Origin of the sequence: Porcipelethomonas sp., assembly GCF_051893655.1 — a bacterium.
In the GTDB taxonomy this organism is placed as follows: Bacteria; Bacillota; Clostridia; order Oscillospirales; family Ruminococcaceae; genus Porcipelethomonas.
The window spans coordinates 24013-45979 of sequence record NZ_JBJFHN010000074.1 but is presented as its reverse complement, the minus strand read 5'-3'; the positions used below and the strand labels follow the sequence as shown (position 1 = coordinate 45979).

General features: G+C 37.6%; 22 protein-coding genes. 14 read left to right on the top strand and 8 right to left on the bottom strand.

What is annotated here, in order from left to right:
* The coding region (locus ACI4WO_RS04430; protein WP_439806353.1) for an N-acetylmuramoyl-L-alanine amidase at positions 1-525 on the bottom strand (525 nt) is incomplete at its 3' end.
* A gap of 331 nt (positions 526-856) precedes the next feature.
* On the opposite strand from ACI4WO_RS04430, the gene ACI4WO_RS04425 reads away from it, so the two are divergent.
* Positions 857-1627 (top strand): sulfite exporter TauE/SafE family protein, encoded by a 771-nt coding sequence (locus ACI4WO_RS04425; RefSeq protein ID WP_439806352.1) that lies wholly within the window; start codon positions 857-859, stop codon positions 1625-1627.
* Positions 1628-1635: 8 nt separating this feature from the next.
* On the opposite strand, the gene ACI4WO_RS04420 is transcribed toward ACI4WO_RS04425, so the two are convergent.
* Positions 1636-3204: a recombinase family protein gene (locus ACI4WO_RS04420; protein ID WP_439806351.1), complete on the bottom strand. Its 1569-nt coding sequence runs from the start codon at positions 3202-3204 to the stop codon at positions 1636-1638.
* A gap of 230 nt (positions 3205-3434) precedes the next feature.
* Complete coding sequence (locus ACI4WO_RS04415; protein ID WP_439806350.1) at positions 3435-3620, bottom strand: hypothetical protein; 186 nt, start codon at positions 3618-3620, stop codon at positions 3435-3437.
* A gap of 980 nt (positions 3621-4600) precedes the next feature.
* Here ACI4WO_RS04415 and ACI4WO_RS04410 point away from each other — a divergent pair.
* Complete coding sequence (locus ACI4WO_RS04410; RefSeq protein ID WP_439806349.1) at positions 4601-5896, top strand: O-acetylhomoserine aminocarboxypropyltransferase/cysteine synthase family protein; 1296 nt, start codon at positions 4601-4603, stop codon at positions 5894-5896.
* A gap of 164 nt (positions 5897-6060) precedes the next feature.
* Positions 6061-6837, top strand: a complete 777-nt coding sequence (locus ACI4WO_RS04405; protein WP_439806348.1) for a YdcF family protein — start codon at positions 6061-6063, stop codon at positions 6835-6837.
* Between the two features lie 31 nt (positions 6838-6868).
* Here ACI4WO_RS04405 and ACI4WO_RS04400 read toward each other — a convergent pair whose 3' ends face one another.
* Positions 6869-8491 carry a Cof-type HAD-IIB family hydrolase gene (locus tag ACI4WO_RS04400; protein WP_439806347.1) on the bottom strand — a complete coding sequence of 541 codons (1623 nt, stop codon included), beginning with the start codon at positions 8489-8491 and terminating at the stop codon, positions 6869-6871.
* A gap of 424 nt (positions 8492-8915) precedes the next feature.
* Here ACI4WO_RS04400 and ACI4WO_RS04395 point away from each other — a divergent pair, with 424 nt between their 5' ends.
* From ACI4WO_RS04395 to thrB, 11 genes are all read left to right on the top strand, one after another.
* Positions 8916-9302, top strand: a complete 387-nt coding sequence (locus tag ACI4WO_RS04395; protein ID WP_439806346.1) for an ATP synthase subunit I — start codon at positions 8916-8918, stop codon at positions 9300-9302.
* Complete coding sequence (locus ACI4WO_RS04390) at positions 9299-10030, top strand: F0F1 ATP synthase subunit A (protein WP_439806345.1); 732 nt, start codon at positions 9299-9301, stop codon at positions 10028-10030. The genes ACI4WO_RS04395 and ACI4WO_RS04390 overlap by 4 nt, the downstream gene beginning before the upstream one ends.
* A gap of 69 nt (positions 10031-10099) precedes the next feature.
* The gene (gene atpE / locus ACI4WO_RS04385) at positions 10100-10354 is read left to right on the top strand and encodes an ATP synthase F0 subunit C (RefSeq protein WP_439806344.1); all 255 of its coding nucleotides are present in this window, start codon (positions 10100-10102) and stop codon (positions 10352-10354) included.
* Positions 10355-10390: 36 nt separating this feature from the next.
* The gene (locus tag ACI4WO_RS04380) at positions 10391-10888 is read left to right on the top strand and encodes a F0F1 ATP synthase subunit B (RefSeq protein WP_439806343.1); all 498 of its coding nucleotides are present in this window, start codon (positions 10391-10393) and stop codon (positions 10886-10888) included.
* Entirely contained in the window at positions 10885-11415 is a 531-nt protein-coding gene (atpH, locus tag ACI4WO_RS04375) for an ATP synthase F1 subunit delta (protein ID WP_439806342.1), read from the top strand. The genes ACI4WO_RS04380 and atpH overlap by 4 nt, the downstream gene beginning before the upstream one ends.
* An 18-nt stretch (positions 11416-11433) precedes the next feature.
* Entirely contained in the window at positions 11434-12948 is a 1515-nt protein-coding gene (atpA, locus tag ACI4WO_RS04370; RefSeq protein WP_439806341.1) for a F0F1 ATP synthase subunit alpha, read from the top strand.
* Between the two features lie 65 nt (positions 12949-13013).
* Complete coding sequence (gene atpG / locus ACI4WO_RS04365; RefSeq protein ID WP_439806340.1) at positions 13014-13874, top strand: ATP synthase F1 subunit gamma; 861 nt, start codon at positions 13014-13016, stop codon at positions 13872-13874.
* A 44-nt stretch (positions 13875-13918) separates the two neighbouring features.
* A complete protein-coding gene (atpD, locus tag ACI4WO_RS04360; protein WP_439806339.1) occupies positions 13919-15313 on the top strand; it encodes a F0F1 ATP synthase subunit beta in 1395 nt (464 codons plus the stop codon).
* The gene (gene atpC, locus ACI4WO_RS04355; RefSeq protein WP_439806338.1) at positions 15313-15714 is read left to right on the top strand and encodes an ATP synthase F1 subunit epsilon; all 402 of its coding nucleotides are present in this window, start codon (positions 15313-15315) and stop codon (positions 15712-15714) included. Before atpD ends, atpC begins: the two co-directional genes overlap by 1 nt.
* A 338-nt stretch (positions 15715-16052) precedes the next feature.
* A complete protein-coding gene (locus tag ACI4WO_RS04350) occupies positions 16053-17420 on the top strand; it encodes a TrpB-like pyridoxal phosphate-dependent enzyme (RefSeq protein ID WP_439806337.1) in 1368 nt (455 codons plus the stop codon).
* 1 nt (position 17421) lies between these two features.
* A complete protein-coding gene (thrB, locus tag ACI4WO_RS04345; protein ID WP_439806336.1) occupies positions 17422-18309 on the top strand; it encodes a homoserine kinase in 888 nt (295 codons plus the stop codon).
* Between the two features lie 37 nt (positions 18310-18346).
* Here the strand turns inward: thrB and ACI4WO_RS04340 are convergent, their stop codons facing one another.
* From ACI4WO_RS04340 to ACI4WO_RS04325, 4 genes are read right to left on the bottom strand one after another with little or no spacing between them, the layout of a single operon-like run.
* The gene (locus ACI4WO_RS04340) at positions 18347-19237 is read right to left on the bottom strand and encodes a radical SAM protein (protein WP_439806335.1); all 891 of its coding nucleotides are present in this window, start codon (positions 19235-19237) and stop codon (positions 18347-18349) included.
* Positions 19227-20387: a carboxynorspermidine decarboxylase gene (gene nspC / locus ACI4WO_RS04335; RefSeq protein WP_439806334.1), complete on the bottom strand. Its 1161-nt coding sequence runs from the start codon at positions 20385-20387 to the stop codon at positions 19227-19229. Before nspC ends, ACI4WO_RS04340 begins: the two co-directional genes overlap by 11 nt.
* A 25-nt stretch (positions 20388-20412) precedes the next feature.
* The gene (locus ACI4WO_RS04330) at positions 20413-20724 is read right to left on the bottom strand and encodes a YbjQ family protein (protein ID WP_439806333.1); all 312 of its coding nucleotides are present in this window, start codon (positions 20722-20724) and stop codon (positions 20413-20415) included.
* A 22-nt stretch (positions 20725-20746) separates the two neighbouring features.
* Positions 20747-21949, bottom strand: coding sequence for a saccharopine dehydrogenase family protein (locus tag ACI4WO_RS04325; protein ID WP_439806332.1), 1203 nt, complete (start codon positions 21947-21949; stop codon positions 20747-20749).
* Positions 21950-21967 lie beyond the last annotated feature (18 nt).

Genomic DNA, 21967 nt, shown 5'->3' with positions numbered 1-21967 from the left:
AGCAAATATAGTAAAAGCTATTTTATTCTGGTATTCTTCATTTTTCAGATTTTCAGCTTCTTCAGGATTTGAAAGGAATCCGCATTCAACCATTACAGTAGGATTATTACAGAAGTAGCACAAAAACAATTCTTTGCCGCAAAGCTTAATTTCCCTGTCATTATCCGGCTGAATAAATTCAACAAATTTATCCTGAATTGCCTGAGCTATATATTTACTTTGGGAATTTGTGTCAGAATAAAACATCTGACCGCCTTTATATTTGGAATCAGTAAACTGATTCTGGTGAATTGAGATACATATAGCATTGGGGTATTTGTTAAACAATGCCAGACGGTTATCCATATCAGAACTTTTCTGATTGGCTATTCCTTCTACTCCGTCATCATGAATGGAACGGTCGGTATCTCTTGTGACCTCCACATCATACCCGTAAAGGCGGAACATATCCCGAAGGCATAGAAGAATATTAAGATTGATTCCTTTTTCAGGTACTCCGTCTGCAGATGAACATCCGCCGTCAATGCCGCCATGTGGGGAGTGTTCTTAAACCGGGTTAAAAATTTTTCTGATGTTTATATGTATATGCATTCTATAGTATATCACTAAACTTCAGAAAAATCAACGCTTTTATATCGCTTCATCAATTAAACTAAACTTCTGTTGAAATTATCTGTTATTAGTGTTATAATAGATATTGCTGTGTAAGTTAAATCTTGTCTGATTTGGCGGAGCAGTAATAGAATTAAAAGGTACAGCAAAATTTGCGGTATCGCTATAAACACTGCATTGATGAATTATTCATCATATAGCGTGTTATAATTATATGAACGATAGATAGGAGACGAAAGTATTTATGCTGTTTGAATTTATTATTTGTTTTATTGCCGGATTAGGTGCAGGACTGGGAACAGGTTTTGCGGGAATGAGTGCGGCTGCCGTTATCAGTCCTATGTTGATTACTTTTCTTGATATTCCGGCTTATCAGGCTGTTGGAATTGCACTGGCAAGTGATGTTTTAGCAAGCGGCGTATCAGCGTATACTTACTACCGCAATAAAAATATTGATATAAAAAATGGGCTTGTTATGATGTTTACGGTTTTGATTTTTACACTTGTCGGCAGTCTTCTTGCAAGTCTGATATCTCAGAACACTATGGGTGCATTTTCAATGATTATGACTTTACTGTTAGGAATCAAATTTATTGTTAAGCCTGTTATGACTACCAAAGAGAAAATGCAGGAAGTTTCTGCAAAAAAAAGATTTATACAGTCTGTTGTATGCGGTATTGTAATAGGACTGATTTGTGGCTTTGTAGGTGCCGGCGGAGGAATGATGATGCTTCTTATTCTGACCACTGTACTTGGGTATGAATTGAAAACAGCAGTGGGAACGAGTGTTTTCATTATGACATTTACTGCCCTTACAGGAGCTGTTTCTCACTTTGCCATAGGCGGAACTCCTGATATTTCTGTAATGATTTTCTGTATATTGTCTACTCTGCTGTGGGCAAGAATTGCAGCTAAATTTGCAAATAAGGCTGAACCTAAAACATTAAACCGTGCTACCGGAGCAGTTTTGACTGTTCTTGGTACAGTAATGATCATCGTTAATAAAATACAGTAATATATCATCTATATATTCCAATGAATATGTATCTCACGTTCGCCGTTATCCTGAACTTTGCTGACTTCCACATGATCAATAAATTCTTCTGTGACAGTACGTGTAAGCTCTGAAAAATGGGTATATTTTTCAATTACAGAATATTTATCTTCAGCATTTTGATTTAATTGACTGGATTCAAGTTTATTAGTCAGTTCTTTAATACGCCCGGACAGCTGTATTTCTTCATCAGAAAGATTTTCTCTGAATACCTTGAAGTCCTCTGCGGAAATCAGTCCGTCAAGCTTATCCTTATACGTTTTTATAAGCCTTGACTTAGCTGTTTGATGCTGCTTTTTCAGTACTTCAATCTGATGTTTCATGGCATCAGTCTGTTCGCTGTAAATATCAATAAGCTTTATTTTATCTTTATTGCAATATTCTGAAATGATTTTATTAAGCTCATCAATTATTATTTTTTCAAGCTCTTTTCCGCTGATACTTTTTTCATTGGTACAGTTCATAGCTCCTGTTTTGCAGGATGCACACTGTAATCCATAATACTGAATAGTTTTAGCCTTATTGTAGTATACATTTCGTTTCATGGGTTTTCCGCAGACTGCACACTTAACCTTTCCCGACAGCGGTGAAATCATCTGTTTGGCACTGCTTGCACGAACTCTGCTTTGTATACGGTCCTGAGCCGCTTTCCATGTATGATTATCAATAATTGCCTCGTGTGAGCCGGGAATTTTTATCCAGTTCTCAGGAGGCACTTTCTTTTTCTTTTTATTTTTATAGCTTATATTGTGCGACTTTCCCTGAACAAGTGTACCTGTGTACATCTCATTGCGAAGAATCGAAGCTACTGTGGATTGTGTCCATAAACCTCTGGAGTTACTTGATTCAGCATTGCAGTTTACATATCCGGAACCAGTCTTTCGCTTGTATGCTGACGGACTGAGAATTTTCCTGGAATTAAGTTCTTTAACGATATTTCTGTAACTTGTTCCCTGAATATACATTCCAAAAATCATTCTGACAACTGGTGCGGTATTTTCATCAATAACAAGATGATGTTTGTCATTGGAATCTATCATATAGCCATAGGGTGCAAAAGATCCTATAAACTGTCCCTGCTCACGTTTGTATGCAAGAGTTTTTCTGATTTTAGATGAAATATCTTTGACGTACATTTCGTTATATGCACTGGTGAATAAACGCATTGTACCATAACTTTCGCTGTCGGAATCGGCGTTGTCGGCAACGCCTATAAACCGAACTCCCCATTCAAGGAACTTATCGTTGATATACTGTTCAATAATTACAGTATCACGGGAAAATCGTGACTGATCCTTGCAAAGTACAATATTTATTTTTCCGCATTCGCAGTCTTTAAGCATACGATTAAACTCCGGACGGCAGCGGTCAACACCGCTGTAACCGTCATCACAGTAAATATCATAAATATCCCAGTCACGCTCTTTGCAGTAGGTCTGAAGCATGGATTTCTGATTCTGAATACTTTGACTGTCATCATCTTTAAGCTTATTCCTGTCCTCAATTGAAAGTCTGCAATAAATACCTGTATTCGGCATTATATCACCTCGATTATGATTTAATATAAGCTTTATATAGAATGTTTAAGCTGAGTATTTATAAGTTTTTCTATCTTTTCGGTAACTGCTTTTTTGATATCTTCAGTATTTTTTGACTTAAAAATATTTTTAGTATGTATAATATATTTCATTTTCAGTATTCTCCTTTGGATTAAAACTTATACAAAGGCATAACGCTTATGCGTCTGCCATTATTTTCAGAACTATGTTTAATAACATTCCCCATGTCCCGCATCCAGAATAATAATTGGTTTGTCATTATTGACTTCTCCGAGCGTTGCAATAGTTTTCTGCTGAGACTTGTTTATTGAATATACAACTACTCCGCCTGCAATAACTAATGCGGATGTAACACATGCGAGTCTTTTTAAAATTTTTTTATTGATCTTTTTCATAAGCCACCTCATATTATAAATAGTCTGACATATAATATCTACTTGTCTTATTTAATGATTATGAAAATAATTTTATAAATATGCACCGTTCTTTTACTTATATGTATATTAAAAGAAGATTAAGAATAGCTCCTCCGCTTATCATGTCGGAGAGTATGTTGCATTAGTATTGTCACTGAGATTACTTTGCGGTATAATAAGTATTAAGATAAATCGGAATTTACAGTAGTATATCCGAAACCTTGCTGGGGCAAACCTTTCTGAAGAAAGGTTCTTCCCCAGACCCCTTTCCAAAGACTTTTATTTATTTTTTCTCAGAGGAGCATTGCCCCTCTGAGAAAAAATCAGGTGAAGTTTTAGGAAGGGAGTTTGAGGGAAACCTTTTTTCAAAAGGTTTTCCCTCAATAAGTTACGAAGATAGTTGCTGAAAATACTGATTTATGTGAATAATAAAATAACAATAACAATCCCGAAAGTGGTTCTTTCAAACTGCTTTCGGGATTAAAATTAAATAAAAAGTCTGGTTGTAAAAATAAAACAAATACGGTCATATCAATCAGGGAGAATTTGTCATATTTTACAAAAAAATCAAAACCTATTGACAAAACGGTTTTTATGGTGTAGTATATAACCATAGTAATCCTATCGAACAGATAGATTAAATAAAATCAGGAGGATTTACAGATGAAAAAGATGATGTGTATGCTCACTATGCGAATGTGTTATTGCAGAAAACTTAATACTCAGCGAATGTGCAGTGGAGAGAAATGCTGATATATCTGAAAATCCGCAGTGTAAAAACGGAAAACAACTGATATGTCTGTTCTTCGAATATATGCATGTTCGTGTATTGCGAGAACAGTATAACAGTACATATAATGAATGTAAACTGTTTCTGTGGAAACAGCTTTTTTTATAGGCATGAGCCTTGTGAAATTATAAATATAAAATGAATTGATATTAAAAAAGGAGTTATTATCATGAGTAATATTAATAGAAAATATAAATTTGAAACACTTCAGCTTCACGTAGGTCAGGAGAATGCAGATCCGGCAACTGATGCAAGAGCAGTACCGATATATGCTACATCTTCGTATGTATTCCATAATTCACAGCATGCGGCTGACCGTTTTGGTTTAAAGGATGCCGGAAATATTTATGGAAGACTTACAAATCCTACTCAGGATGTTTTTGAGCAGAGAATAGCAGCACTTGAGGGCGGTGTTGCAGCACTTGCCGTAGCATCCGGTGCAGCAGCAATTACATATACTATTCAGAATCTTGCCGGTGCAGGTGATCATATTGTTGCTTCCAAGACAATTTACGGCGGTTCTTATAATCTTCTTGCCCATACTCTTCCGACTTATGGCATAACAACAACATTTGTTGACCCGGACGAGGAAAATTCTTTTGAAAATGCTATAAAAGAAAATACCAAGGCAATATTTATTGAAACTCTGGGAAATCCTAATTCAAATATAATTGATATTGAAAAAATTGCTGAAATTGCTCATAAGCATAAGATTCCACTGGTAATTGATAATACTTTTGCTACTCCATATCTTGTAAGACCTATTGAATACGGCGCAGATATAGTTGTTCATTCAGCAACAAAATTTATCGGCGGACATGGTACAGCTATAGGCGGTGTAATTGTTGACAGCGGTAAATTTGACTGGGAAGCAAGCGGCAAGTTTCCGTCAATAACCGAGCCGAATCCGAGCTATCATGGAATAAGCTTTACAAAGGCTGCAGGAGCTGCTGCATTTGTAACAAAAATCAGAGCAATACTTTTGAGAGATACAGGTGCCACACTTTCTCCTTTCCATGCATTTCTGTTTTTACAGGGACTGGAAACATTGTCACTGAGAGTAGAAAGACATGTTGAAAATACTTTAAAGGTTGTTGATTATCTTAATAATCATCCGCAGGTTGAAAAGGTAAATCATCCGTCACTTGCAGATGGAGAGCAGAAAGCACTTTACAACAAATATTTCCCTAACGGCGGAGGTTCTATTTTCACATTTGAAATTAAAGGTACTGAAGAAGATGCAAAGAAGTTTATTGATAATCTCAAGGTATTTTCACTTCTTGCCAATGTTGCAGATGTAAAATCTCTGGTAATTCATCCTGCATCTACAACACATTCACAGCTGACAGAAGAAGAACTGCTTGATCAGGGAATCAAGCCTAATACAATACGTCTTTCAATTGGTACAGAACATATAGATGATATTATATATGATCTGGATGAAGCTTTTAAAGCAATAAAATAAATTTAAGTTTATTAATTCTGATATCCTTATGATTATAACCCCTGAGAAAAAATTGATTTCTCAGGGGTTATTTTTGTAAAAAAGGAAAAAATATTCAGGTTTGTTGACAAATTTATACGGAGATGTTATCATTAAATAATAAATCAATATCAGGAGAATAACGAATGAAATTAAGGTATATCTTTTTAGCTGTTGAAATAGTTATAATGATGTTTTTTCTGCTTCCGGTTTTTTCTAATATATTAAATCCCGGAAATATAGCAGGAATGTTTATAAGTGCAGTATTAATTTTAATAACCGTTTTCTGGAATAAGTTTAAAGAATTATGTGAAAATATGTTTAAACATACCGGTGGTAAAATTGTGATTATTTCTGTTTCTGTTATTGTTGCCGCCGGTATAATTTATGCGGCTGTTCTTACCGGACTTATGATAAATGCCTGTGTTAAATCTCCGGAGAATTCACAGGCAGTTGTTGTTCTGGGGTGTAAGGTAAAAGGGGACAGTCCCAGCCGTATGCTGAGAAGACGTCTTGACGCTGCTGCTGAATTTCTGTCTGAGCATGAAGATGTATTCTGTATTGTTTCCGGCGGAAAGGGAGATGATGAACAAATATCAGAGGCACAGGCAATGCAGACTTATCTTGTTCAGAAAGGTATTTCTGAAGAAAGAATAATTATGGAAGACCAGTCGGTGAGCACTTATGAAAACCTTGAAAATTCATGCAGAATATTGAAAGAAATGGGCATAACCGGAGATATTGCTATTGTAACTGACGGGTTTCATCAATATCGTGCGGGATTTATTGCGGACAGGTTCGGATATGATACTTCAGCGATAAATTCAGTAACAGATTTTTATAATGCAACCATGACTCCGACGTATTATGTACGTGAATGGATGGCAATCACAAATGAGTATCTGAAATGTTTAAAGCGGTGAAATCTTATTTGATTTCACCGCTTATTGCTTGTTATATTAGTGCATATTTTTCGATAGCCTCTGCGGCTCCGTCATTTTCACAGGTACTGGTGATATACTTTGCAGCGGATTTTACATTTTCAGGAGCATTGCCCATTGCCACCGAACATCCGGCATATTCCAGCATAGAAATATCATTATTGCTGTCGCCTATAGTCATTATATTTTTTGGATTAATACTGAGTTTTCCGCTCAGGAAATGTACTCCCTGACCCTTGCAGCAGTTACCTGAATTTACTTCCAGATTATTTCCCATAGAATATGTTATATTCGGAGGAGGGAGAAGCTTGCTGAGTCTTCCGATAGCTTCGCTTCGTTCGTCCAGATCAGCAAAGAAAAGATTTATTTTTTCAATATCAGGTTTATTGCTGTAGTAAAAATCATGTATATCTTCCACCAGTATTCTGTTATTTTGTAATACTGCATGGAATCCCTGACCGATTTTGTATTGCTCAATATTCTTTACATTATCTGCCTGTACGTATCCATGTCCTCCTACATACAAATCCAGCAGGCAGTTATAATCGTCAAGTATTTCTATTGCTTTGTCAGCAGTTGCCTCAGGAAGAGGGTCCTCGTATATGCAGTTAAATCTGCTGTCATAAATTGCTGCTCCGTTTGAAGTGATAAAATACTGAATACCATTTATTTTTTTTACCTCTTCCGGAATTTCCATAAGTACCCGTCCGGTGCATACTGCAATGACAACTCCTGAAGCAGCAGCCTTTTCAATGGCTTCGGCGCTTTTTTCAGAAAGAATACTGCCATTGCTTATGATTGTCCCGTCAAGATCCAAAGCAATCATCTGAATCTTTCTGGTTTCTTTTGCAAAGTTCATTTTATCCTTCATTATTCCGACCATCCTTTTAATATCAGAATATTTGCTTTGTCTTTTCTTAAGTGAATTTATCATTTTTTCATCGGGTTCAATAAATATTTCTCCGGTAAAACCGTCTACTGCAGCATATTTTCCCTCAATGCTGTCATTCAGATGGATGCCTGTATTTATAACGGCTGGTATCTGCATATGTCTGGCAAGATATGCAGCATGTGATCGTGCAAGACCTTTGGCTGAAATAACCGCAGATACGATATTTCTGTCAATATCTGCGATCTGACTGGGAAGAAATCCGTCTGCGGCAAGTATATGGCAGCCGCCTGAATAAACCGGAGGCTTTATAGTCTCCTTATTAAGATGCCTGATAATGTGTCCGGAAACATCCAGAATATCATTTGATTTAGACCGTATGGATTCATCGTCCATATCCATAAAAAAATCCGAAAAAATACCTGATGCCAGATATACAGCATATTCCGCATTGACATTTTGCGTTTCTATAGTTTTTATTATTGTGTCAACAAAATCCCCGTCCTGAAGCATCATTTGCTGTATGCTGAAAATCTGAGCGTATGTTTCTCCTGCAATATGCAGTGTACGTTCATAAAGATACTGCAAATGGTTAAGAGTATCTGCACTTGCTTTAAAAAATCTGTTTATTTCTTCCACCGGATCGATATTGCTGATTTTAATTATATCTGGAATGCACTTTTTTTCCAATACAATATTTCCAAATGCAATGCCTCTGCTTACACTGGTTCCTTTTATTATTTTCATTATTTCAGCAAAACCTTTCTAATATAAGAGCGTGTCATTACGCTCTAGGAATAGCATTGTTCTTCTATTTATATTGTATACTATTTTGCAGAAAATTTCAATATAAATAAACAGATATTTGACCATTAACTATGCTTTTTTGTCCTTTTTTTCAACAATTGTCAGTATCTGACCGTTGCTATTTATGCCGGAATAAATATAATTTTATAAAAAGGCAGATTCATTATCTGGTATTGATATATTATTAATGCCGCTTTTTTGAGCAGTTTTAACATTTTTATTTTATGAGTAAAAGTCCTAATTATATATAATTAACATAAAAAAATATAAAATTAATTAAAAAAATATTTGATTTTTCTGAAAAATATGGTATAATAGTAGTTATAAAAATTAATAAGGTTAAATTACATATCGGAGGAAGCTGTTGGAAAAAGAAGATTTAAATAAAGAGTTGAAAATTATTTTTGTTAGATCATTATTTCTGAATCTTTCAGCATATCTGATTTCGGTAGTATTTATCGGATTTACCTTATCAATTGCTATCGGATTGCTTATGGGTACATTCGGTATGCTGCTAAATCTTTTTCTGCTTAATAAATCAGTTTACAGGATTGTAAAAAGCGGAGGAATGAAAGCCGGGAATAAAATGTTCGGCGGATACATTGTCAGAATGATTATTGTTATGATGATAATCGCTGTGTCAATGCTTATATCTGTGCGATGTATGGTTGGTACAGTTATTCCGTATTTTTATCCTAAGCTTATTTATGCGGGAAGAACATTATTCAGGAAGGAGGAAAAGGCTGAATGAAAGCGTCTGATTTTATTCAGGGTGCCAAGGAAGTTAATGTACATGGACCTAAAATTGCTTTTCACTTTGATGTTTTCGGTGTCAGAATAAATGTGACTGAAACAATACTTATAAGCTGGGCAATTGTAATCGCTTTGACAGCATTAGTGCTGTTTCTGACACATGACATGAAGAAAAAGCCAGAAAAGAAAAGACAGGTTATAGCAGAATTTCTTGTTGAGACTGTGGATAATCTGGTGAAAAACACTATGGGCGAAGGATACAAGGCTTTTGGTCCTTATATAGCAGCTTTGTTTGCTTCTTCAATTTTCGGAAGTCTTGTAAGTCTGATAGGTCTGAGATCTGTTACTGCGGATTTCAGTACGACGCTTACCTGGGCTCTGATGAGCTTTATAATGATTGAGGCTGCAAAAATCAAGGCTGACGGTGTCGGCGGTTATCTTAAAAGCTTTATAAATCCGCTGAATATTGTAAGCGAAGTGTCTACACCTGTGTCAATGTCATTCCGTCATTTCGGAAACGTTGCCGGCGGTATGATTATCACAAGTCTTATTTACTTTGCCCTGACAGGTCTTTCAAATGCAATAGGACTGGTTGTGCCTGTGTTTACAATAGGTCTTCCGGCTATACTGTCGCTTTATTTTGATCTGTTCTCAGGATTTATGCAGGCGTTTATTTTTATAATGCTTACAATGATTTATATTTCAAGTGCAAAAGCAGAAGACTAAAATCCTCTGCCCCGGAAGAGGAAAAATTCATTTTATTAAATTTAAACCGGAGGAGAAATGGAGTAATTTATGGAAAGAGCATTAGTATTGGCAGCGTCAGCTATCGGCGCTGGTTTGGCAATGATCGCAGGTATAGGTCCTGGTATTGGTGAAGGTTTTGCAGTAGGTAAAGCCTGTGAAGCAATCGGAAGACAGCCTGAATCTTCAGGCGCAGTTACAAGAACAATGTTCGTCGGATGTGCCGTTGCTGAATCAACAGGTATTTATGCATTCGTTGTAGCTCTTATTCTGATGTTTATTAATCCGTTCCTGGGTAAACTCTAAGCTGTAAATTAAAATAGAAAAGCTGGAGGAATATAAATGCTGGAATTTTTATCCATTGACATCGGCACCATAATTTTTACATTATGCAATCTGCTGATTTTGTTTCTGGTGTTTAAGCATTTTCTTTTCGGAAGAGTATATAAAATTCTCGATGAGCGCCAGAATGATGTCTCTGAAACATATAACAAGGCTGATGAGGCACTGGAACATGCAAAATCTCTTGAATCTGAATATTCAGGACTGATGGAGGGAGCTAAGGAGGAATCTGCCCAGATGATAAAGGCAGCGTCCAAAAAGGCTCAGATGCGCTCAGACGAAATCATTTCCGAAGCGAAAAGCGAAGCGTCAGCAATACTTGCAAGAGCTGATGAAGATGTTGAAAGAGAAAAGAAACGTGCACAGAATGAACTCAGGGGAGAAGTTTCCGAACTGGCAGTTCTTGTTGCACAGAAGGTTGTTGAAAAGGAAATCACTGAAGCCGATCACGAACGATTTATCAATGAATTTATTGACAATGTGGGTGATTTGAAATGACAGGTGATGTAGGAAAATTATATGCTGATGCCTTGTTTGAACTGTGTACTGAATCAGGATGCATTGAAGAAGTGCATGAAGACCTGAACCAGTGCCGCATGGTTTTTGACGATAATCCTGAGCTTGTAAAGCTCCTCGGCTCGCCGGTGATTTTAAATGACGAAAAAAAGAATGTTATAAACAGTGTTTTCGGCAGCGAGGGAATAGTGCATGATTTTATCTGCCTTGTTACCGATAAAAAGAGAATAGGTTATTTTGACAAAATGACTGACAGTTTTAATATTCGATATAACGAATATAAAAATGTTGCTGAAATGACTGTTATTACAAGTATGCCGCTTAAAAAAGAACTGCGGGACAAGCTTGTAAAAAAGCTTGAGGAAAAATCCGGAAAAACAGTTAAGCTTAAGGAAGAAGTTGACCCGGCGATTATCGGCGGAATTATTTTAAAACAGGGCAATACCCTGATAGACAACAGTATAAGGGGAAGACTGGAAGCTGTTGCCAAGCAGCTTAAAATACAATAATTAGAAGAAGGTGTATTAATGAATTTACGCCCGGATGAAATAACTGGTATTATTAAAGAACAAATAAAGCATTACAGCTCAAAGCTGGAGCTTAAGGATGTGGGTACTGTTGTAACTGTCGGAGACGGTATTGCGACAATTCACGGACTTGAAAAATGTATGTCCGGAGAACTTCTTGAGTTTGAGGGCGGAGTTTACGGCATGGCGCTTAATCTGGAGCGTGATTTTGTCGGTGCAGTTATGCTGGGTTCCGATTCTGAGATCAAAGAAGGAGATCCGGTAAAGAGAACAAATAAAATCGTGTCTGTTCCTGTAGGTGATGAACTGCTGGGAAGAGTAGTAAACGCTCTGGGACAGCCTATTGACGGCAAGGGCGCTATTGTTACTGATAAGACAGAACCGATTGAAAAAATTGCTCCTGGTATCATTACAAGAAAAAAGGTTCATAAGCCATTGCAGACCGGTATTAAGGCTATTGACGCTATGGTTCCAATAGGAAGAGGACAGCGTGAACTTATTATCGGTGACAGACAAACTGGTAAAACTGCAATTGCTCTTGATACTATTATCAATCAGAAGGATCAGGATGTTATATGCATCTATGTTGCAATAGGTCAGAAACGTTCTACTGTTGCAAACGTGGTTGAAACTCTGGAAAAGGCCGGAGCAATGAGATATACTATTGTTGTATCTGCAAGTGCTTCAGAGCTTGCACCATTGCAGTATATTGCTCCTTATTCAGGATGTGCTATGGGTGAATATTTCCTGAATCAGGGCAAGGACGTTTTGTGTATTTATGACGACCTTTCAAAGCATGCGGTGGCTTATCGTACACTGTCGCTGCTGCTGAAACGTCCGCCGGGACGTGAAGCTTACCCGGGAGACGTTTTCTATCTGCATTCAAGACTGCTTGAAAGAGCATGCAGCCTGAATGAAGATTACGGCGGCGGAAGCCTTACAGCTCTGCCTATTATTGAAACTCAGGCAGGGGACGTTTCCGCTTACATTCCAACTAATGTAATTTCAATTACTGATGGTCAGATATTCCTGGAAACAGACCTTTTTAATTCAGGTATACGTCCTGCGGTTAACCCTGGTATCTCCGTTTCTCGTGTAGGCGGTGATGCACAGATCAAAGCAATGAAAAAGGTTTCATCATCCCTGAAGCTGACATATTCTCAGTATCGTGAACTTCAGTCGTTCTCACAGTTCGGATCTGATCTGGATGCTGATACAAAGGCAAGACTTGCACAGGGCGAACGAGTTGTTGAGGTTCTTAAACAGGACAGAAATTCACCTATGACAGTTGAACATCAGGTAATAATTATTTATGCTGTTGTTAATAACTATCTTAAGGATATTCCAATAAACCGGATATCAGATTTTCAGGATGAATTGTTCGAGCTTATTGATAACTCGTATCCGGATATAATAAAGTCAATTTCTGAAACAAAGGAACTGACAAAAGAAAATGAAGAAGCACTTAAAGAAGTACTTTCCGATTTTTCATCAAAATATATATCGGATAAATAAATGAAATTACACAGGTAAAATACGGCGTGCTGTATTGACATACAGCGGCATGAATGGAGATTTTTATGGCTTCATCAAATATGAAAGATATAAAACGCCGCATGAAAAGTGTTGAAAGCACAAAACAGATTACTAATGCTATGCAGCTTGTAGCTTCATCAAAGCTTAGAAAAGCTAAAGAAAAAGCAGATAACTCCAAACCGTTTTTTAATGCCATTTATGATGCAATGTGCGAGATCGTAAGGGAAGACGCTACATTCAGTTCTATCTATACAAGAAAAAGAAAAAATAATGTGACGTTATTGGTTGTGATCGGCGGTGACAGAGGTCTTGCCGGAGGCTTTAATGCAAATGTTTTAAAGCTTGCTCAGAAGAGATATGATGAACTTTCTGGACAGACTCAGGTTGTAATTCTGCCTATAGGCAGAAAGGCTGTTGAATATTTTGAAAAGCGTAATTTCAAGATTATGACCAGATATGAAAATATTTCTGAAAATATCTCTATTTACGGAGCTATGAGTATTGCGGATAAGATAATAGACGTTTATAATAAGGATAAGATTGACAGGGTTGAGCTTTTTTACACTGACTGCGTTTCTCCGCTGGTGCAGGAGGAAAAGCATATACCTCTTATTCCTCTTGACATTGAAGTGGATAAGAGTGATATCAGTCTGACCAATTATGATCCGTCGCCGGAAGAGGTATTTGATTCTCTTATCCCGAAATATATAGCAGGTGTTCTGTTTGGAGCGATTGTAGATTCATTTGCGGCTGAACAGGCGGCAAGACGAACAGCTATGGAAAATGCAACTGACAATGCAAATGAAATGATAAGCAACTTGTCACTTGTGTATAACAGAGCTCGTCAGGCTGCGATTACTCAGGAAATTACTGAGATAGTTAGTGGTGCAAATGCACAGGAATAGTGCAAAATTAATGCGGTTTTAATCGCTTTTATACGGAGGAAATTATGCAGAATACCGGAAAAATAGTACAGATTATCGGTGCGGTTGTTGACATACAGTTTGATAAAGATTGTCTTCCGAATTTGCTTAATGCTATAGAAGTTGATAATCACGGCAAAAAACTGGTTCTTGAGGTTGCTCAGCATATCGGCGATGATATTGTAAGATGCATTGCTATGAGCAGTACTGACGGACTGGTAAGAGGTATGGATGCAGTTGATACCGGTTCACCGATTAAGGTACCGGTTGGTAAGGAAACTTTGGGCAGAATTTTTAATCTGCTGGGAGAGCCGGTTGATGACGGCGCTCCAGTTGAAACAAAAGAAAAATGGAGCATTCACAGAGAAGCTCCAAGCTATGAAGAACAGACAGCTTCAAATGAAGTTCTGGAAACAGGCATAAAGGTTATCGATCTTATTGCACCTTATCTTAAGGGCGGTAAAATCGGTCTTTTCGGAGGTGCCGGAGTAGGTAAAACAGTACTTATTCAGGAGCTTATCAATAACGTTGCCAATCAGCACGGCGGTATTTCAGTATTCACCGGCGTAGGCGAACGTACAAGAGAAGGTAATGACCTTTACAATGAAATGAAGGAAAGCGGAGTTATTGACAAAACTGTTCTGGTTTACGGTCAGATGAATGAACCGCCTGGAGCAAGAATGAGAGTTGGTCTTTCAGGACTTACAATGGCGGAATATTTCCGTGATGTTGAGGGTCAGGACGTACTTTTGTTCATTGATAATATTTTCCGTTTCACTCAGGCAGGTTCAGAGGTTTCAGCACTTCTCGGACGTATGCCGTCAGCCGTTGGCTATCAGCCGACTCTGGCAACAGAAATGGGTGCACTTCAGGAACGTATTACATCAACAAACAGAGGTTCAATTACATCTGTTCAGGCAGTATATGTTCCGGCAGATGACCTGACTGACCCGGCACCGGCAACAACATTTGCTCATCTGGACGCTACAACTGTTCTTTCAAGACAGATTTCTTCACTGGGTATTTATCCGGCAGTTGATCCGCTGGAAAGTAATTCAAGAATTCTGTCACCCGAAATCGTGGGTCATGAGCATTATGAGGTGGCAAGAGCTGTTCAGACAATTCTTCAGAGATATACTGAACTTCAGGATATTATTGCTATTATGGGTATGGACGAGCTTTCAGATGAGGATAAGCTGACAGTTAACCGTGCAAGAAAAATTCAGAGATTTTTGTCTCAGCCGTTTACTGTTGCAGAACAGTTTACAGGTATGAAGGGCAAGTATGTACCGATAAAAGAAACAATAAGAGGCTTTAAGGAAATTATTGAAGGAAAACATGATGATCTTCCTGAATCAGCATTCCTGTTTGTCGGTACAATTGATGAAGCAGTTGAAAAGGCTAAAAAAGGTGAAAGCTGATGAAGTCTTTTAAATTAAAAATTATCACACCGGAAAAGGTTTTCTTTGATTCTGAAACAGAACAGATAATCGTCAGAACTACTGAGGGCGATATCGGTGTCCTTGCAGGTCATGAAAATTATGTTTCCGATCTGCCACCCGGACCGTTTCGTGTAAAAATAGACGGTGAATTTAAGGTGGCTGCAATTTCAGGCGGAGTGCTTAAGGTATCTAAGGAGACTACAACAATTCTTGCTATGGCAGCAGAATGGGCAGACGAAATAGATCTTGACTGGGCAAAGCGTTCTCAGGAAGACGCTTTAAAACGTCTGAATGAAAGCAAGAGTGATTTTGAACACAGACTTGCTGAAATGAAGCTTAAACGTGCATTGAATAGAATTAATATTTCTTCAATGAAATAAATTAATCTGTAAAATTGGTTGAGTGATTTGTGATATCGTAAGACTGATATGGCGGATTATATAAGCACACTGTTATTGCAGATTTGCAGTAGCAGTGTGCTATCTTTATCATAAGAATTATGAGATATATAATAATTTATATATTTGTGAGCGTAATCAGATTGAGATGCAGTAATGCAAATCCGGAAATACCTAAATATAAAAGTATTGAAGATATTACTTCTTTTTATGAGGAATAATGCATAATAGATTCAGGCAGAAAATTTCATTTTGTATTGACAACTTTTTTAAAAACTGGTAAAATAAAAATATATTTTAAAATTGTGAGGTATAATCCTATGGAAAATAAAATTCCCTATAAAATCTATCTTGAGGAAAATGAAATGCCCAAACAGTGGTATAATGTAAGGGCTGATATGAAAAAGAAACCGGCACCTTTACTTAATCCGGCTACATTGAAACCGATGACCCTGGAAGAATTAAGCGGAGTATTCTGTACAGAGCTTGCAAAGCAGGAGCTTGATAATGATACAGCTTATTTTGATATTCCTGAAGAAATTTGTGACTTTTACAAGATGTATCGCCCTTCACCGCTGGTACGTGCGTATTTCCTTGAAAAGGCTCTGGGAACACCTGCTAAAATTTACTATAAATTTGAGGGAAATAATACTTCCGGAAGCCATAAGCTTAACAGTGCAATCGCTCAGGCATATTATGCTAAAAAACAGGGGCTTAAAGGTGTTACTACTGAAACAGGTGCCGGTCAGTGGGGTACTGCACTTTCAATGGCATGTTCTTACTTCGGCCTTGACTGCAAAGTATACATGGTTAAGGTGTCCTATGAACAGAAACCTTTCAGACGTGAAGTAATGAGAACCTATGGTGCTTCCGTTACACCTTCACCGTCCAATACAACAAATGTTGGAAGAAAAATCCTTGAACAGTTCCCGGGTACAACTGGTTCTCTGGGATGTGCAATTTCTGAGGCAGTGGAAACTGCTGTTTCCAGTGAAGGTTACAGATATGTTCTGGGTTCGGTTTTGTCTCAGGTTTTGCTGCATCAGTCAATTATTGGTCTGGAAACAATGGCTGCATGCGACAAGTACGATATCAAACCTGACATTATTATCGGATGTGCCGGCGGCGGTTCAAATCTTGGCGGACTTATTTCTCCGTTTATGGGACGTAAGCTCAGAGGGGAAGCTGACTATAAATTTATTGCTGTTGAACCGGCTTCATGCCCGTCAATGACAAGAGGTAAGTATGCTTATGACTTCTGTGATACAGGAAAAGTATGCCCACTTTCTAAAATGTACACTCTGGGAAGCGGATTTATTCCATCAGCTAATCATGCCGGAGGACTTCGTTATCACGGTATGAGCAGTGTTGTTTCCGAGCTTTATGATGAGGGTCTGATTGAAGCAAGATCAGTTGAACAGACTTCCGTATTTGATGCAGCTACACAGTTCGCAAGAATTGAGGGTACACTGCCTGCACCGGAAAGCAGTCACGCAATCAGAGTTGCAATTGATGAGGCACTGAAATGCAAGGAGACAGGAGAGGAAAAAACTATTTTGTTCGGTCTTACTGGTACAGGTTATTTTGATATGGTTGCATATCAGAAATATAATGACGGCGTTATGACAGATTATATTCCTACTGATAAGGAACTGGAAGATAGTCTGAAGAATCTTCCAGAGGTTTAATATGATTAAAATACAGATTCCCGCAACGTCTGCAAATCTGGGTGCTGGTTTTGATGCACTGGGACTTGCACTGACATTTTATAATTATGTTGAGATGGAAGAGTCTGATAAAATAGAAATTTCCTCTCTTGACAATGTTGAAGTACCAGTTGATGAAAATAACCTGATATATGTTTCTGCAAAAGATTTATTTAATGTATGCGGAAAAAAAATAAGCGGTCTTAAAATTCGTCAGACAAATAATATTCCCATGGCAAGGGGATTAGGCTCAAGCTCCGCATGCATTGTTGCCGGTCTTGTAGGTGCAAACACATTGCTTGGAAATCCTCTTACAGCAGATGATCTTGTTGACCTTGCGGCACAGATTGAGGGTCATCCTGACAATACTGCTCCGGCATTGCTGGGGGGAATTGTGACTGCTGTTTTTGATGGTCAGAAGGTACATTGGGTGAAGCAGGAGGTTTATACAAAGCTTAAATTTGCTGCAATTATCCCGGATTTTGAACTTAAAACAGAAAAGGCAAGAGCTTGTCTGCCAACTGAGGTTTCGCATAAGGATGCGGTTTATAATTTGTCCAGAGCTGCGCTATTTTCAGCGTCACTTCTTACGGGTAAATTTGAAAATTTAAGAACAGGTGTACATGATAAGCTGCATCAGCCTTACAGAATGGAACTGATTCCCAATGCCAGAGAAGTATTTGACATAGCGTATAATCATGGAGCATATGCGACATATATAAGCGGTGCCGGACCGACAATTGTTGCGATAGTTGATGAAAATAATACATATTTTGCCGGTAAAATGAAATTCTCTCTTGATAATGCTGGACTGATCGGATGGGAGGTAAAGGAATTTCATATTGATAATGATGGTACTAAGCTGATATAAAGAAATCTCCCTTTGACTTTATGGTCAAGGGGAGATTTTATATTCCATTAAGATTGAAGTCAGGTGTATATTTCAGTGAAGCAGATTTTTTATCCTGAGTATATCCATTTATATTCAGTTTTATTACTTGGTCAAGTACTGAATTATATTCAAACGTGGTCACCTTTCTGTTTATTTCCGGAAACTTACTGCTGTTATACGTTGGTGTATATTGGCTCATAAGGCTTAGTAAAAAGCTGTCAACAGGCAGATTTTCAGACAGCCATTTTATAATTTTAATAGAATCATGACGACAGCCGGGAAGTATCAGATGCCTGATAATCAGTCCTTTTTGAAGTAAGTTTCCGTTCCACATAAGCTCAGGCTGTTGATTATGCATTTCAAGAATTGCTTTTGATGCATATTCAAAATAATCAGGTGTTTGTGAATATTTTTTTGAAAGATCACTGGAAAAGTACTTTAAATCAGGCAAATATATGTCAATATATCCTTTAAGAAGCCTTAAAGTTTCAACACGGTCATAACCTCCGCTGTTATATACAACCGGAATATTAAGTTTGTGTTTTACCATATCAAGGGCTTTGATGATGGAGTAAACATAGTGGGTAGGATTTACCAGATTAATATTTTCCGCACCCTGTTCTTGTAATTCAAGAAAAATATTACCAAGTCTTTCTGTGGTGATTTCCCTGCCGAATCCATCATGACTTAGCTGATAGTTCTGACAGAAACAGCATTTTAATGAGCAGCCTGAGAAGAATACAGCACCTGAACCGTTTTTGCCGCTTATAGGAGGTTCTTCCCAGTAATGCAGACATGCTTTAGCAGCTTTTACTTTGTCACCAGAACCGCAGACACCTGCTGTAATGCTTCTGTTTGTACCGCATTGTCTTGGGCATAATTTACAGTTTGAATAATTACTGTTCATGGTATATCCTGTCATTGCCCAGACGCTGTGCAAAGTGTTCATAATTATATTCGCATATCATTTCAAGACTGCCGTTTTTACGGAGAACAGCAATCGACGGCAGATTAATTCCATTGAAAGTATTGTTCTTGACGATGGTATAAATTGCCATATCACAGAAAATCAGTTTATCATTTATTTTCAGCGGAGCGTCAAAGGAGTAGTCTCCTATTATATCTCCGGCAAGACAGGTATTGCCTCCCAGACGATAAGTATATTTTTTTTCATTTGCCTTCCCACTTCCGATTATATCAGGACGGTAAGGCATTTCCAGTACATCAGGCATATGGCATGCGGCAGATGCGTCTAAAATTGCAATATCCATACCATTTTCAATTATGTCAAGAACACTTGAAACCAGATAACCTGCATTTAATGCAACTGCCTCACCCGGTTCAAGGTAAACCTGAATATGATATTTATTTTTAAAATACATTATGCATTCAATAAGCTTTTGAATATCATAATCATCTCTTGTAATATGATGACCTCCGCCAAAGTTTATCCATTTCATATTCTTAAGATGTCTGCCGAATTTTTCATCAACGACTTTAATAGTACGCTCCAGGGTATCAGAATTTTGTTCACACATAGTATGGAAATGCAGTCCGCTGATACCGTCAAGTTTGCTGTCATCAAAATTTTTAAGAGTAACACCCATTCGTGAACCTTTAAAGCATGGGTTGTAAATATCTGTTTCAATTTCAGAATATTCGGGATTGATTCTGATTCCGCATTCAATATTTCGTCCGGAATTTTTTATTGTATTTTTATGCATTTCCCATTGACCGAATGAATTAAATACAATGTGATCACATATTTTTACAATTTCTGACATATCGGATTCAGTATAAGCCGGAGCAAAAACGTGGTTTTCAGCATTCGGCATATAATCATGTGAAAGCATCGCTTCGTTAATACCGCTTGCTGTAGTTCCGGCAAGATATTTTGAAATCAGAGGATAAAAATTGAAATTTGAAAATGCCTTTTGTGCAAGCAGAATTTTGCAGCCTGTTTTATCCTGTACTGATTTGAGAATTTCAAGATTACTGATAAGCTTTGCTTCATCTATAACATAGCAAGGGGTTTTAATTATACTAACATCAAGCATTTACAGATTTCCTTCCTTTGGAAAATCATAAAAATTTAACTGCAGTACCATAAGCCATAACTTCAGCGGCACCCTGTGTGATAGAAGATGTTGTGTAACGAATATTTATAATGGCATCTGCATTAAGCCCTTCTGCTTCTTTAATCATTCGGTTTGTTGCAAGCTCTCTGGCTTCATTCATCATTTCAGTGTAAGCTTTTAATTCTCCGCCGACTATTGTTTTAAAGCTTTGAGTGATATCACGGCCTATATTTTTGCTTTGAATAGTACTTCCTTTAACGAGAGCAATCATTTCAAATTCTTTTCCTGTTATATAATCAGTATTTACTAAAATCATAATTTTTCCTTTCCTTTTGATATTAATCTACTAAAATCGGATTAAAGTTTTCTTTCCATGGAAGTCCCCACTTATTAAGAGCATCCATAAACGGATCCGGATCAAATTCTTCTACATTGTATACGCCGGCTTTTTTCCACTTGCCAGTCAGTACCATCATAGCACCGATCATTGCCGGAACTCCGGTTGTATACGAAACAGCCTGAGAGCCTACTTCCTTATAGCATTCCTGATGGTCACAGACATTATAAACATAATAATTAACAGGTTTTCCATCTTTGAAGCCCTGATAAATGCAGCCTATATTAGTTTTACCAACAGTTCTCGGTCCCAGTGAAGCAGGGTCGGGGAGTACTGCCTTTAAAAACTGAAGCGGTACGATTTCCTTTCCTTCAAACATAATAGGTTCAATTGATGTCATTCCTACATTTTCAAGGCATTTCAGATGTGTAAGATAAGATTGACCAAATGTCATAAAGAATCTGATTCGCCTGATACCTTTGATATTGATTGCCAGAGATTCTAACTCTTCATGGTGAAGAAGGTACATATCCTTTTCACCGACTTCATCAAAGTTGTAAACTCTTTTAATTTCCATAGGTTCAGTTTCAACCCATTTTCCGTTTTCGATATAGCTGCCCTTTGCAGATACTTCACGGATGTTGATTTCCGGATTGAAATTAGTTGCAAATGGATAGCCATGATCTCCGCCGTTGCAGTCGAGAATATCAATATAATTAATTTCATCAAAATAATGCTTCTGGGCATATGCGGAGAATACTCCTGTAACACCCGGATCAAATCCACAGCCTAAAACAGCCGTAATTCCTGCTTTTTCAAAGCGTTCTCTGTATGCCCACTGCCATTTGTATTCAAATTTTGCAGTATCCTCAGGTTCATAATTTGCAGTATCAAGATAGTCTGTTTTTGTTTCCAGACATGCGTCCATAATTGTCAGATCCTGATAGGGAAGAGCAACATTTATTACAATATCCGGTTTTTCTTTGTTAATTAAAGCAACAAGTTCCTCGACCTTATTTGCATCCACCTGAGCAGTAGTGATTTTTGTGGATGTTTTGTTCTGCAATTCTTCCTTGAATTTGTCACACTTGGATTTTGTTCTGCTTGCTATGCAGATTTCTGTAAATACTTCGCTGTTCTGGCAGCACTTGTGAATAACAACTCCGGCTACTCCGCCGGCACCTATAATTAATGCTTTAGACATAGTTTTAATTCCTTTCAG